The 12,533-nt window shown below is 59.6% G+C and carries 11 protein-coding genes; 9 read left to right on the top strand and 2 right to left on the bottom strand.

Annotated features, from left to right (window positions below; genetic code table 11):
• Positions 1 to 16 precede the first annotated feature (16 nt).
• On the top strand, positions 17 to 1,501 hold the full coding sequence (locus OU997_RS04705; protein WP_267809280.1) for an ATP-binding protein: 1,485 nt from the start codon (positions 17 to 19) through the stop codon (positions 1,499 to 1,501).
• A gap of 269 nt (positions 1,502 to 1,770) precedes the next feature.
• Here the strand turns inward: OU997_RS04705 and OU997_RS04700 are convergent, their stop codons facing one another.
• A complete protein-coding gene (locus OU997_RS04700; RefSeq protein WP_108487749.1) occupies positions 1,771 to 3,462 on the bottom strand; it encodes an ATP-binding protein in 1,692 nt (563 codons plus the stop codon).
• 353 nt (positions 3,463 to 3,815) lie between these two features.
• Between OU997_RS04700 and OU997_RS04695 the strand changes: the two genes are divergently transcribed.
• The 7 genes from OU997_RS04695 to OU997_RS04665 all read left to right on the top strand — a co-directional run bounded on the left by OU997_RS04695 (position 3,816) and on the right by OU997_RS04665 (position 11,095).
• Positions 3,816 to 4,355, top strand: coding sequence for an antibiotic biosynthesis monooxygenase (locus tag OU997_RS04695; protein ID WP_267809278.1), 540 nt, complete (start codon positions 3,816 to 3,818; stop codon positions 4,353 to 4,355).
• 154 nt (positions 4,356 to 4,509) lie between these two features.
• Entirely contained in the window at positions 4,510 to 6,348 is a 1,839-nt protein-coding gene (locus OU997_RS04690; RefSeq protein ID WP_177479943.1) for an amidohydrolase, read from the top strand.
• A 1-nt stretch (position 6,349) separates the two neighbouring features.
• On the top strand, positions 6,350 to 7,939 hold the full coding sequence (locus OU997_RS04685; RefSeq protein ID WP_108487753.1) for an MFS transporter: 1,590 nt from the start codon (positions 6,350 to 6,352) through the stop codon (positions 7,937 to 7,939).
• A gap of 88 nt (positions 7,940 to 8,027) precedes the next feature.
• Entirely contained in the window at positions 8,028 to 8,654 is a 627-nt protein-coding gene (gene ycaC, locus OU997_RS04680; protein WP_267809276.1) for an isochorismate family cysteine hydrolase YcaC, read from the top strand.
• A gap of 129 nt (positions 8,655 to 8,783) precedes the next feature.
• Positions 8,784 to 9,017 carry a hypothetical protein gene (locus tag OU997_RS04675; RefSeq protein ID WP_108487756.1) on the top strand — a complete coding sequence of 78 codons (234 nt, stop codon included), beginning with the start codon at positions 8,784 to 8,786 and terminating at the stop codon, positions 9,015 to 9,017.
• 265 nt (positions 9,018 to 9,282) lie between these two features.
• Entirely contained in the window at positions 9,283 to 10,167 is an 885-nt protein-coding gene (locus tag OU997_RS04670) for a sugar nucleotide-binding protein (RefSeq protein WP_108487758.1), read from the top strand.
• A complete protein-coding gene (locus OU997_RS04665; RefSeq protein ID WP_108487760.1) occupies positions 10,160 to 11,095 on the top strand; it encodes an NAD-dependent epimerase/dehydratase family protein in 936 nt (311 codons plus the stop codon). Before OU997_RS04670 ends, OU997_RS04665 begins: the two co-directional genes overlap by 8 nt.
• Positions 11,096 to 11,152: 57 nt before the next feature.
• Here OU997_RS04665 and OU997_RS04660 read toward each other — a convergent pair whose 3' ends face one another.
• Positions 11,153 to 11,836: an OmpW/AlkL family protein gene (locus OU997_RS04660; RefSeq protein ID WP_108487762.1), complete on the bottom strand. Its 684-nt coding sequence runs from the start codon at positions 11,834 to 11,836 to the stop codon at positions 11,153 to 11,155.
• Between the two features lie 170 nt (positions 11,837 to 12,006).
• Between OU997_RS04660 and OU997_RS04655 the strand changes: the two genes are divergently transcribed.
• Positions 12,007 to 12,378, top strand: coding sequence for a DUF2946 domain-containing protein (locus OU997_RS04655; protein ID WP_108487764.1), 372 nt, complete (start codon positions 12,007 to 12,009; stop codon positions 12,376 to 12,378).
• Positions 12,379 to 12,533 lie beyond the last annotated feature (155 nt).

Raw genomic sequence — 12,533 nt, 5'->3', positions numbered from 1 at the left:
GCAGCGCTGTGTGTGCATGAACATTCTCAGAAGCAGTCAAGCCGAAGAAATACTGCATTTCGGTTCGTTCAGCTTTTACGTGCAGCGCCGGCTGGTGTTGAACGGTGGCCGACCGTTGCGTGTTGGTAGCAAGGCGTTGGAGATATTGCGTATATTGCTGCTTAACGCCGGAGAGGTGGTGAGCAAAGAGGCCATTATTGCTCATGTATGGCCTGCCACCGTGGTCGAAGAGATCAACCTGCGCGTGCATATCGCAGCCTTACGCCGAGCACTCGGCGATGGGCTGGATGGCAAACGCTACATCGTCAATGTGCCCCTGCGTGGCTATACCTTCGTGGCCGCTGTCCAGCTGCACGGCGCTGCAGCTGACGACCCTCCCTCTATGGTTGAAGATCCTCGTCCAACGCTGCCCGTTAGGCTCTCCCAGATAACAGGCCGCGATGCGGTTGTGGATGTGCTGGTTCGGCAACTTCCGGATCAACGCCTTATCACGCTGGTCGCCGCTGGTGGCATGGGTAAGACGGTGGTGGCCTTGCGTGCAGCAGAATTGCTGGTGGGGTGCTACGAAGACGGTGTGGTCTTTATCGATATCGCGGCGTTGGACGACCCCGCGTTGGTTGCGCCTCAGGTTGCCGCAGTTCTCAACCTGAGCATCTCCGAGCGAGAGCCCGTCGATTGTATCGGCGACTACCTGCGCCCGCGGCGCATACTGTTGCTATTGGATAATTGCGAGCACCTGATCGGTGCTTGCGCTGCGTTGGTCGAGCGCTTGCTCAAGGTGGCTCCGCGCCTGTCGATTCTGGCAACCAGTCGCGAACCGCTACTGGCTGAGGGGGAGTGCGTGCGGCGGCTGATGCCGCTGACTGTTCCCGCGCAGTCGGCCCACCTGAGCGCCGCAGACGCTTTGACCTATTCGGCGTTACAACTGTTCGTCAGCTGTGTGGTCGCCCACCAGGAACGCTTTTGTCTGCGTGATCAGGACGTGCCTCTGGTTGTGGCTATCTGTCGGCGTCTGAATGGTTCCCCCCTGGCCATCGAGTTAGCGGCCACGCGCGTCGCGGGCTTTGGTCTGGAGGGCTTGCATGCACAGTTGCAAAGCGAGTTTTTACTGTCAATGCAGGGGCGGCGGAGCGCTTTGGCTCGGCAAGAGTCGCTGCGGGCGTCGCTGGACTGGAGCTATGTGTTGTTGACACCCAGCGAGCAATTAGTGCTGCAACGGCTCGCGCTGCTTAAGGTGGCCGTCACGTTGGATCAGGCCATCAGGGTGATTGCCTGCAAAACGTTGGGCCGCGCAGATATCTTCGATGCAGTTCTTCAGTTAGTGGCCAAGTCATTGCTGTTGGCAGACATGGTTGATGAAGTGGTGTACTACCGATTGTTCAATTGCACCCGTGTCTATGCCCTGGGAAAACTCCAGGAAAGCGATGAATTCCACGTTGTCCGCGAGCGGTATGCGCGTTACCTCGATATGCGCCGGGTCAAGCCGAACCGAGTTACTTGACGCGTGCAGTCGGCGGAGACACTCGCCATGCAGCTGCTTGAGTCAGCACATGGTCAGACGCAAGTTGGGTGAGTCGCCGCACTCGCTAACGCGTGCGTAAACCCCGGCCCGCGTGTGTAGGCACCTCATGCCGGTTAAGCAGGAACGAGACGGCAAATTTTTGAAGTGCGGGGTCTGTCCCAGGCACTCGATGAAGGTCGCCTTATGTGTGGTGCTAGGCGTTACCTTGGGCCAGCCTGAGTGTTAACTCGAGTGTCAGCTGGCGCTGCCTAGACGTGCAGGACTGCCAGGGCCTTGTCCATATAGCGTTCATGCTCTTTCAGCAGGGAGAGCTCTTGCCAGAACGTCGTCGATGCAATGGTCAGGCGTACCGCCAGGACACACGCCGCAGCTGCCGAAAAGCTCCAGTTGAGAGCGCTGCGTATGTCTTCCAACTCATGTGCATAACGATCCAGCCAGAGCTGGCGCGGTATTTTTCCTCGCTCGCGCTGGGCCTGGGTCAGTAAGGTAAAACAGTTTTCCGCGTGGCGTTGCTGAATGATCGCGCGCTCACCCAGGTCGCATAATTTTTCCTGGGCATAAGAGCGGGTGATCTCCAGCAGGCGGTAATAGGCCCGGTCCTCGATGATCTGCACTTGCACCAGCGACTTGGCCACCAACTGATCTATAGACAAGGGTACCTGGTCCGCTGCGATGTCGTTGGTCGCGATCACGGCAATGGCCGACTCGAGGGTAAAGTGCCCGCGAAACACGCTGAGGCGGCGGAGGCAGGTTTGATCCTGTGGTGCTAGCCGATCGTGACTCCAGTCCAGGGTTGAGCACAGGGTTTTCTGCCGTGGCAGTGAGGTTCTGCGCCCCGGTGGGAGTAAGCGGAAATCGGCGGTGAGTAGCGCCAGCACGCCGCACACGCCGAGGTTGCCAATCTGTGCCGCGGCCAGTTCGATCGCCAGGGGAATGCCGTCCAGGCGGCGACACAGCTCGCTGGCAAGCGGCAGTTCATTTTCGGTGAGCTCGAAGTCGCCCTGGTTGGCCCTGGCCCGTGCTACGAGTAACTGCAGGGCGGTGCTGCGCAACGTCTGCGCCTTATTCTCGGCTGCGCCTGGCGTGGGGCATTCCAGGGGCTCTACTCGCCGGACATATTCGCCCTCGATACGCAAGGCTTCTCGACTGGTCGCCAGGATGTGCAGGTGCGGTGAGGCTCTCAGCAAGGTTTCGGCTAGGCGGGCAATGACATCGATCAGGTGTTCGCAGTTATCCAGCACCAGCAGTACTGTTTGGGCGGCCAGGAAGTTTGCCAGGTCGTCGAGCGGCTCATCGCCGGTGCGGGGTAGCTTGAGGGTAGCGGCCAATTTCGCCGCCACCGCCGCAGGTTCGCTGAGCGCTGCCAAGTCGAGCAGATAAACGCCCTGTGGGTAGTGCTCCCGTAGCAGTTCGGCTGCATGCAGGGCGACTGTGGTCTTGCCGATTCCGCCCGGCCCCACGAGCGTCACCAGGCGCTTTTTGCGAACCAGCGTGACCACTGCCGGCACCACCTCGGTGCGGCCGATTATTTGACTCAGATGAGACGGTAGATTGCTGGGTGGCCTGCTCGACGACAGGTCGGCGAGGTCGTTAGCAGATACCTGCCACGAGAGTGGGGCAACCAGGCTGTAGCCGCGCTGCGGCACGTTGATGATGTAGCGCTGGCCTGCCTGGCCATCTCCCAGGACCTTGCGCAAGGCGGCCACGTGCACGCGCAGGTTGATTTCGTCAACCACGCTGTCAGGCCAGACCCGGGCCATCAGTTGATCCTTGCCGACTACTGTGCCGGCGTTCTCCAGCAGTATTAACAGGATCTCCAGCGCACGGCTGCCCAGGCGCAATGGCTGCTCTGCTTCAAGTATCAGGCGCCGGTGTGGGTAGATTCGGTAGGGCCCCAGCGTGATCACGTGTTCGCGTGTAATGGTCGATGGTTGACTCATGCCCTTTCCTACATCGGTCTCGGTGTTGAGCTGAGGGTATGCCTGGGCTGCGCACTACTACCCGACATGTTGTTCAGACTTTCCGTAAATTCAAATTTGCACAATAAATAACACATATAAATCAGTTGGATAGGTGAATTTTTGAAGTCGTTAAAAACACCGCTGCAGGCGTCGTGACGACGATTAACAACCCTTAACTCGCGCCCTTTCCAGCGACCGCTGACAATGGGGCTAAGCAAGCGCTGGTCGTTTTTCCAGCAGCAGTCAGCTCGTCGTATTTAGCCATGCTGGCCTTGGAACGCCTGTAGCTGTGCCGTTGGCAGCGCGGCTGCAATTTTCTTTAGGGAGAGGTTATGGATGAGCTCGAAGTCGTGACGCTGATTGTGCGCCACCGGGTCAAGGTGGGACAGGAAGCCGCCTACGAAAAATGGCTGCGCCGGACCACTCAGATTGCCAGCACTTACCCTGGGCACCTGGGCGTTAATGTCATGCGCGATGCCGGGCAGTTCGTCTGTGTGCTGCGCTTCGCTGGGACTGGCGAGTTGCAATGCTGGCTGGACTCCAGTGCGCGGAGGTCACTGATCGACGAGGTAAGGCCTTTACTCGCCGACGGTGATCAAACGCAGGTCGAGGCCGGGCGTGAATTCTGGTTCACCCCAAGCCCCGTGGCGGGGCCGGCGCGCTGGAAGCAGGTCTGCATCACCTTTCTGGTGATCTTGCCGCTGAGCTTGTTGGTGCCTCCGCTCTGGCAGCCATTATTTGCCCGCCTCCCTTGGTTGGGCGGCTATTTCACCAGCAACGCGCTGATCACCTTGAGCATTGTTCTACTGGTCGTTTATCTGTTTATGCCCAGGGTAACAGCGTTTTTTGCCACCTGGCTGAACCCGCGTTAAGGGAGAGACGTGCATGAGTAATGATGAAACAGACCGCGCCCGCCGCAGGTTCCTCGCCAGCAGCTCTGTTATTGGCGCGGCGGGTGCTCTTTGGTCCGCATTGCCGTTTGCAGCGGCTGCCGGCCTCTCACCTTCAAACCCCAAAGGGAGCACCATGAGCGCCGATTTGATCCTCTTTAATGGATGTCTGCACACCGTCGACCGTGACCGCCCCAATGCCACTGCTGTGGCGATCAAGGATGGACGCTTTATCGTTGTGGGCAGCGACGCCGAAGCCATGGCCCTGCGCGGCAGTGAAACCCGTGTGGTTGATCTGCAGCGGCGCACTGTGGTGCCCGGGCTAAACGACTCCCACCTGCACCTGATCAGGGGTGGCCTCAACTACAACCTGGAGCTGCGTTGGGAAGGCGTGCCATCGCTGGCAGATGCACTGCGCATGCTCAAGCAGCAGGCCGAGCGCACACCCGCGCCACAATGGGTACGGGTAGTGGGCGGCTGGAATGAATTCCAGTTTGCCGAGAAGCGCCTGCCGACTCTCGATGAGCTTAACCAGGCCGCTCCGGACACGCCGGTGTTCGTGCTCCACCTATACGACCGCGCGCTGCTTAACCGGGCGGCGTTGCGGGTGGTCGGCTATGACCGTAATACACCCAACCCGCCGGGTGGCGAAATCCAGCGCGACGCCAAGGGTGAGCCCACGGGCATGCTGGTGGCCAAGCCAAACGCGATGATCCTCTATTCGACGCTGGCCAAGGGGCCAAAGCTGCCGCTGGAATACCAGGTCAACTCTACCCGGCAGTTCATGCGTGAGCTCAACCGTCTTGGCGTGACCAGCGCCATCGACGCTGGTGGCGGCTTCCAGAACTATCCGGATGACTATGCGGTGATCGAAGAGTTGGCCAAGGCCGATCAACTCACTGTGCGCATCGCCTACAACCTCTTTACCCAGCGGCCCAAAGAAGAGCTGGCTGACTTCAAGAACTGGACCGGCTCGGTCAAGCTGCACCAGGGTGACGACTTCCTCCGCCATAACGGTGCGGGCGAGATGCTGGTGTTCTCTGCCGCCGACTTCGAGGACTTCGTCGAGCCGCGTCCTGAGTTAGCTGCAAGCATGGAGGGCGATTTGGAGCCTGTGGTGCGCCACCTAGTCGAGCATCGCTGGCCATTTCGCCTGCACGCGACCTATGACGAATCCATCTCGCGCATGCTCGATGTGTTCGAGAAGGTCAATCGCGACATCCCCTTCGATGGCCTGCCGTGGTTCTTTGATCACGCCGAAACCATCACGCCGAAAAACATTGAGCGGGTTCGTGCGCTGGGCGGCGGCATCGCGATCCAGGATCGGATGGCATTCCAGGGTGAGTATTTCGTTGATCGCTACGGGAAACAGGCGGCCGAGCAGACCCCGCCTATCCAGCGCATGCTCGCCGAGGGGGTTCCTGTTGGTGCGGGTACCGACGCCACCCGCGTGTCCAGTTACAACCCCTGGACCTCGTTGTACTGGTTGGTTAGCGGACGCACCGTAGGCGGTCTTGAGCTGTACCCGCAGGGCCTGCCCCGTGAAACCGCATTGCAACTATTTACCCACGGCAGCGCCTGGTTCTCCTCCGAGCAAGGTAAGAAAGGGCAGATCAAGGTGGGACAGCTGGCTGATCTAACGGCGCTGTCGGCGGATTTCTTCAGCGTCGAAGACGAGGCAATCAAATGGATCGAGTCGGTTCTGACCATCGTCAATGGCAAGGTGGTGTATGGCGCCGAGGAATTCGGCACGCTCTCGCCGCCAACGCTGCCGGTGATGCCTGACTGGTCTCCAGTGGTCAACGTTCCGGGGCATTGGCGGCCGTCCGCACCATTGGTTGCCCAGGTGCATCAGTGCGTAGGGGCCTGTGCCGTGCATGCACACAGCCATGAGCGGGCACGCCTGTCTAGAGTGCCAATCAGCGACTTCCAGGGGTTCTGGGGCGCGTTTGGTTGTTCCTGCTTTGCCTTCTGATATGAACAGCGCACCGAGTGCTTCAGCCTGGAGTCCGCTGAAATACACGACGTTTCGTTGGCTGTGGCTGGCCAGCATCGCCTCGAACATCGGAACCTGGATGCACGAGGTGGGTGCAGGCTGGCTGATGACTTCGCTGTCTGCCAGTCCGATGCATGTTGCGCTGGTTCAGGTCGCCGGTTCCGCGCCGATGTTTTTCCTTGCCTTACCGGCAGGGGCCTTGGCCGATATTGTCGACCGTCGCCGCTACCTCTTATGGGTTCAGGTGTGGACGGCTACCGTGGCGATGACGTTGGCCTTACTCACGCTGAGCGAGCAGATAACGGTCAGCCTATTGTTGTTGCTGACACTCGGTATGGGTGTAGGCACCGCGCTGATGATGCCGGCGTGGTCGGCCGTGACGTCCGAGTTGGTCGAGAAGGCCGACCTGCCGGCGGCCATCGCCCTCTCCAGTGTCGGAGTCAATGTCGCGCGGGCCATTGGTCCGGCTATTGCCGGTGTGCTGGTCAGCCTGAGCGGCCCCTGGGCAACCTTTGCGCTCAATGCGTTGTCGTTCTTTGCGGTGATCGCGGTGCTGTTGTTCTGGCGGCGCGAGGTCGCTTCGGCGGTATTGCCGGCAGAACGGCTGTTTGGCGCGATCCGTGTTGGCTGGCGCTATAGCCGCAGCTCTAGGCCGCTGCAGGCGGTGATGGTGCGCGCTGCGGCGTTCTTTATTGGTGCCAGTGGCGGCATGTCGCTGCTCCCCCTGATCGTCAGAAGCGAGTTGCGGGGCAGCGCTGCAGATTTCGGCCTGTTGCTCGGCTGTGTGGGCGTTGGCGCGGTCGCCGGTGCCCTAGTGCTGCCGCGCGTACGGCCCCTGCTCCGTCTGGATTGGCTCGTGGCGCTGGCCAGCTTTGTATACGCGTTGGTGATCCTCGCGCTGGCGTTCGTTCGCGATCTGTATGCACTGATCCCGGTAATGCTGCTCAGCGGCGCGGCTTGGATCGCCGTGCTGTCCAGCTTGCAAGTGGCGGCGCAAACCTCGGTGCCGGCCTGGGTGCGCGCGCGTGCGCTGTCGATCTACATTCTGGTGTTTTTCGGCAGCATGGCGGGCGGCGGAGTGCTCTGGGGCTTCGTCGCCAGCCATAGCTCGATTCCGCTTGCCCTGTGTGCGGCCGCCTTGGCCTTGCTGCTCGGCATCCCCGCGATGGCACGCTTCAAGTTGCCGGTGACCGATGCTGAAGACCTCGCACCGTCTTTGCACTGGCCCGTGCCGATGCTGGTTGATGAGCACGCGCATGATCGCGGGCCGGTGATGGTCACGCTCGAATATGACATCGCCGCTGAGCACTGGCCGGCATTTCAGGTGGCGATGGTCGATGTGCGGCGCATGCGTCAACGCAATGGCTCGTTCTCCTGGGGGCTGGTGCAGGACACGGAAAACCCGCAGCGCTGGTTTGAATTCTTCTTCGACGAGTCCTGGCTTGAGCACCTGCGCCACCATAGCCGGGTCACCCGCGCCGAGCAGCGTATAGAGGCACTGGCCAGGCAGTTCCAAACCGCAGGTATCGCGATTCAGATCCGCCACTTGCTGTCCCCGCAGGCTGGCTGATTCAGATTTCACTCGTCATTACGAGCGAAACAATACGCTGGCGTGGACCGCCAGTAGCAGCACCATCTCACCTTCAAAGGAGTTAACTATGAGCACCGTAACCCCCTTCAAGCGCCTCGATAAAAATGATGCGGTAGTCCTGTTGGTTGACCATCAGACGGGGCTGATCTCCCTGGTTCAAGACTTTTCGCCGAACGAGTTCAAGAACAACGTACTGGCATTGGCTGACCTGGCCAAGTACTTCGAGCTGCCAACCATCCTTACCACCAGCTTCGAGCAGGGCCCCAATGGTCCAATCGTTCCCGAACTTAAGGCGATGTTCCCGGATGCGCCGTACATCGCACGCCCTGGGCAGATCAATGCCTGGGACAACGAAAGTTTTGTTGCTGCGATCAAGGCCACTGGGCGTAAGCAGCTGATCATCGCTGGCGTCGTGACCGACGTTTGTGTGGCATTCCCAACCTTATCGGCCCTGGCTGAAGGCTTCGAAGTGTTCGTGGTCACTGATGCTTCAGGCACCTTCAATACCACCGTGCAGCAAGCAGCCTGGAGTCGGATGAGTGCCGCTGGTGCGCAAATGATGAACTGGTTTGCTGTTGCCTGTGAGCTGCAAGGCGACTGGCGCAATGACATTGAAGGCCTGGGTAATTTGCTGTCCGAGCACATTCCTAACTACCGCAATCTGATGAACAGCTACTCCGCGCTGACCAAGTAACTCGGCGGCAGGCACCTATCCTCGGGTGGGTGCCTCTTGGATTGGTGCGCCACTTGATACGTAGGTAACGCGCACTGCGTATTCCCCCCCAATAAGCCGGCAATGAGCACATTGCTCTTGAGCTGGTGCATGAATCGCAATGGCATGCGCAAGGTCGTCTTGTCGCTATTCCACATCGTCGAAGTGCTGATGCGCGAGCGCAACCTGACCGGTGCAGCGGAGATACTTTTCCTCGTCCGGCCGGCAAGCGGCCATGTTGAATCGCTCTGGATTTGCTCGACATTTTCCAGGCTCAGTAAATGTCGCATTCTCAAATGCTGCATGTTTAATCTTGGCGGTCTGGGGCTTGAAGCGGTTCTCTAAAGATGGCCATGGTGTTGTTTGATACTGGCTAATCGCCGATCATGCTGCCTGAGATCGGGCGCGTGCCAGTGGTCGGAGCTAAACGGTGTAAAGTTTCTACTTAGGTTCAGAGGTGTTCTTCACCTGTTCGTTACGTTTATTTTTTATCCTCGGTAAGTTGATATGAAGGGTTTTGATTTTTATGCATTCAATTTTGCGTTCTCATCGGTTTAGGCGGTTTCGTGGGGTCCACAATCGTTCTGATCTGCTGAGTTAGCGCTCGATCATGCGTATGCGGCTGATGCTGCTGGGGGGCGGTAATGCGCTGGGGCAGGCCTTGATCCGCCTCGGTGCCGAGGAAGACATTGGCTTTCTCGCGCCGAAACCGCCGGAGTCGGGCTGGGATCCTGCCAGTCTGACCCAGTTGCTCGATGACACCCGCCCCGATGCCCTAATCAACCTTGCCTACTACTTCGACTGGTTTCAGGCCGAAGCGGTCAGCGAGGCGCAGTTTGCTGTCCAGGAACGTTCTGTCGAACGCCTTGCCGAACTCTGTCAGCATCACCAGATTCGCCTGTTGCAGCCTTCCAGCTACCGCGTCTTCGATGGTTCGCGGGCGACTGCCTACAGTGAGAAGGAAGAACCGGTGCCGCTGGGCTTGCGTGGTCGTGCGCTGTGGCGCTTCGAGCAGCGCGTGCGGGCGATCTGCCCACGGCATGTACTGCTGCGCTTCGGCTGGTTGCTGGATGACAGTGCCAATGGCTTGCTCGGACGCTTTCTAACGCGTGCCGCGCACGACGAGCCGTTGCTGTTGGCCGATGACCGCCGCGGTAATCCGACCCCAGTCGACGATGCCGCACGGGTGATTCTCGCCGTCCTCAAACAGCTTGATTGCCAGACGCCGCTGTGGGGCACCTACCACTACGGCGGGCATGAGGCGACCACTTCGCTGGCGCTGGGGCAGGCGGTGCTCAGTGAGGCGCGCAACTTCCGCAGCAACCTGGTCGATGAAGTGAGCCCGCAGGCGCACAGCGCGCGCCCGGATGCCGCTGAAGAACCGCAGCATGCCGTGCTGTCGTGCAAGAAGATTCTCCACACCTTTGGCATCAAACCGCGTGCCTGGCGCTCGGGGTTGCCGGGCCTACTGGATCGTTATTACCGCCATGTCTGATTCTCGCCCTGTTCTGGTCACCGGCGGTGCCGGCTTTATCGGCTCGCACCTGGTCGATGCGCTGCTGGCGCAGGGACATTGCGTGCGGGTACTGGATAACCTGTCGATGGGCAGGTTGGCCAATCTGCCGCTGGATAATCCGCGATTGCAGTTCATCGAGGGCGATGTCGCCGATACCGCTGCGGTCGCGCAGGCGGTTGCCGGCTGCGCTGCCGTAGCGCACCTGGCGGCGGTGGCCTCCGTACAGGCCTCGGTGGATGATCCGGCGGCGACTCATCAGAGTAATTTTGTCGGCACGTTGAATATCTGCGAGGCCATGCGCGTTCACGGCGTCAAGCGCGTGTTGTTCGCCTCCAGTGCGGCGGTGTATGGCAACAATGGTGAGGGCCTGGCGATTGATGAAACTACGCCTAAGGCGCCGCTAACGCCCTATGCGGCGGACAAGCTGGCCAGTGAGCATTACCTGGACTTTTATCGCCGCCAGCATGCTCTGGAGCCGGCGATCTTTCGTTTCTTCAACATCTTCGGCCCGCGGCAGGATCCATCTTCGCCGTATTCCGGGGTGATCAGCATCTTCACCCAGCGTGTCCAGCAGGGCTTGCCGATCAGCGTATTCGGCGATGGTGAGCAGACCCGCGACTTCTTCTACATTGACGATTTAGTTGTGCTGCTGACCCAGGCGCTGGCTGCACCGCAAGCGGTTGAGGGGGCGGTGAACGTCGGCTGGAATCAGGCGGTCAGTCTGAATCAGCTGCTGGCGCAGATCGGCGAGCTGTGCGGTGGTTTGCCGGCCGTGAGTTACCAGGCGCCGCGTGCCGGCGATATTCGTCATTCGCGGGCTGATAACCAGCGTTTGCAGGCACATTACCGATTGCCCACTGCGACGCCGATGCGCGAAGGTTTGCGCCGTCTGTTGGCGCAAGGATGAATCTGTTGACCCATAAAAAAACCGGCCACAAGGGCCGGTTTTTTTATGGGCGGTCGCTTAGAACTTGTAGCCCAGGCCGACCATGTAAACGAACGGGTCTACGTCCACGTCGACTTTAACCTTGTCACCGGCCAAGTAAGTTGTACCGGTGGTTTCGATGTCGATGTAACGCACCTGAGCGTTGAGCATGATGTTGTCAGTCAGCATGTAGTCCATGCCGACCTGCGCGGCCAGGCCCCAGGAGTCTTTCATGTCCAGGCCGCTGAAGCCTTTGCCTTCCGCTTCGCTGCTCAGTTTGGTGTCGAAGAACCAGGTGTAGTTGATGCCTGCACCGACATAGGGCTGGAAGGCCGAGCTGGCGTCCAGTGGGTAGTACACCAGGCTCAGGGTTGGTGGCAGGTGCTTGAGGCTGCCCAGTTTGCCGTTGAGGCCGGCAAAAGCGCCTGGCATGCCTTTTACGCCCACGTCATGGCTGAATGGGGTGGCGGCCAGCAGTTCGACGCCGAAGTGGTCGGTAACCATGTAGGCAAAGTTCAGGCCGAGCTGGGTGTCGCTGTTCAGCGTCGCGCCGCTGCCGGCAACTTTCCCCAGTACGGCATGATCGATGTTACCGCTGTCTTCCTGAGGATCAACGGTGATTGCGCCGGCACGCACGATGATGTCGCCAGTCTGGTGTGCATGTGCCAGCGGGGCGGCAATGGCCAAGGCCAGCAGTGAGGCAGTAAACAGAGATGTACGCATGATGTGCTCCCATAAAGCATCAGTTCGTATTGGCTGAGTACGATGTTAGTGCGCACAGAAATTCGGCTGTTGATCCAGCTCAATAAAGTAGCCAGCTATCAAATTAATCCAGTCATGGCTTTTATCGGGTTGTCTTGCGCTACCGTTAGCCGGGTTCTAGAGTTGCCGCCATGAATACTGCCCGCCAACCTCGCCCTTTGATTGCCTGGACGCTCTATGCCTGCGTCCTGTTCAATCTGCTTGCCTGTGGTATTGCCCATGGGCAAATGGCGGGCCTGCAGCTCAGTGGGCTGTATGCAATCGTCTGTTTGGATCAGGGCGCTGTCGGTGGTGATCTGTCGCTGGCCCCGGGGGCATTGTCCGACTCTGCAAGTTTCAGTTGCCCGCTCTGCAGTGGTGTTGCCCTTGGCATGGCATTGCTATTCGCCCTGGCGTGGGTGCCGCGTAATACGCTTCGCCTACGGCCATTTCTCTCTGCAAACCACTCGCCTCCTCGTTATCTCTGGCCCTCGGCCAATCCCCGCGCTTCACCGCAAAGCTGACGCTGCCGCCCCCATTGGGTGCTGAGTGGTCGCTGATCAGCGTTTTAACTTCTCAATCATGTGTTGTTGTCTCTGTCGCTCTACTAGGCGGTTTGCGGTCGCAGGCGCTGCGGCACTCTGCTGCGGCAATCACCGAGTTGCTTAGTATTGATAAT

The organism is Pseudomonas sp. SL4(2022) (assembly GCF_026625725.1).
In the GTDB taxonomy this organism is placed as follows: Bacteria; Pseudomonadota; Gammaproteobacteria; order Pseudomonadales; family Pseudomonadaceae; genus Aquipseudomonas.
The sequence above is the reverse complement of the archived record's forward strand: the minus strand, read 5'-3'. Positions and strand labels throughout refer to the sequence as shown.

Excerpts from the sequence above, each read along its gene's own strand:
- OU997_RS04705 (WP_267809280.1), top strand. The coding sequence starts at position 17 with ATGAACATTCTCAGAAGCAGTCAAGCCGAAGAAATACTGCATTTCGGT.
- OU997_RS04700 (WP_108487749.1), bottom strand. The coding sequence starts at position 3,462 with ATGAGTCAACCATCGACCATTACACGCGAACACGTGATCACGCTGGGG.
- OU997_RS04695 (WP_267809278.1), top strand. The coding sequence starts at position 3,816 with ATGGATGAGCTCGAAGTCGTGACGCTGATTGTGCGCCACCGGGTCAAG.
- OU997_RS04690 (WP_177479943.1), top strand. The coding sequence starts at position 4,510 with ATGAGCGCCGATTTGATCCTCTTTAATGGATGTCTGCACACCGTCGAC.
- OU997_RS04685 (WP_108487753.1), top strand. The coding sequence starts at position 6,350 with ATGAACAGCGCACCGAGTGCTTCAGCCTGGAGTCCGCTGAAATACACG.
- ycaC (WP_267809276.1), top strand. The coding sequence starts at position 8,028 with ATGAGCACCGTAACCCCCTTCAAGCGCCTCGATAAAAATGATGCGGTA.
- OU997_RS04675 (WP_108487756.1), top strand. The coding sequence starts at position 8,784 with ATGAATCGCAATGGCATGCGCAAGGTCGTCTTGTCGCTATTCCACATC.
- OU997_RS04670 (WP_108487758.1), top strand. The coding sequence starts at position 9,283 with ATGCGTATGCGGCTGATGCTGCTGGGGGGCGGTAATGCGCTGGGGCAG.
- OU997_RS04665 (WP_108487760.1), top strand. The coding sequence starts at position 10,160 with ATGTCTGATTCTCGCCCTGTTCTGGTCACCGGCGGTGCCGGCTTTATC.
- OU997_RS04660 (WP_108487762.1), bottom strand. The coding sequence starts at position 11,836 with ATGCGTACATCTCTGTTTACTGCCTCACTGCTGGCCTTGGCCATTGCC.
- OU997_RS04655 (WP_108487764.1), top strand. The coding sequence starts at position 12,007 with ATGAATACTGCCCGCCAACCTCGCCCTTTGATTGCCTGGACGCTCTAT.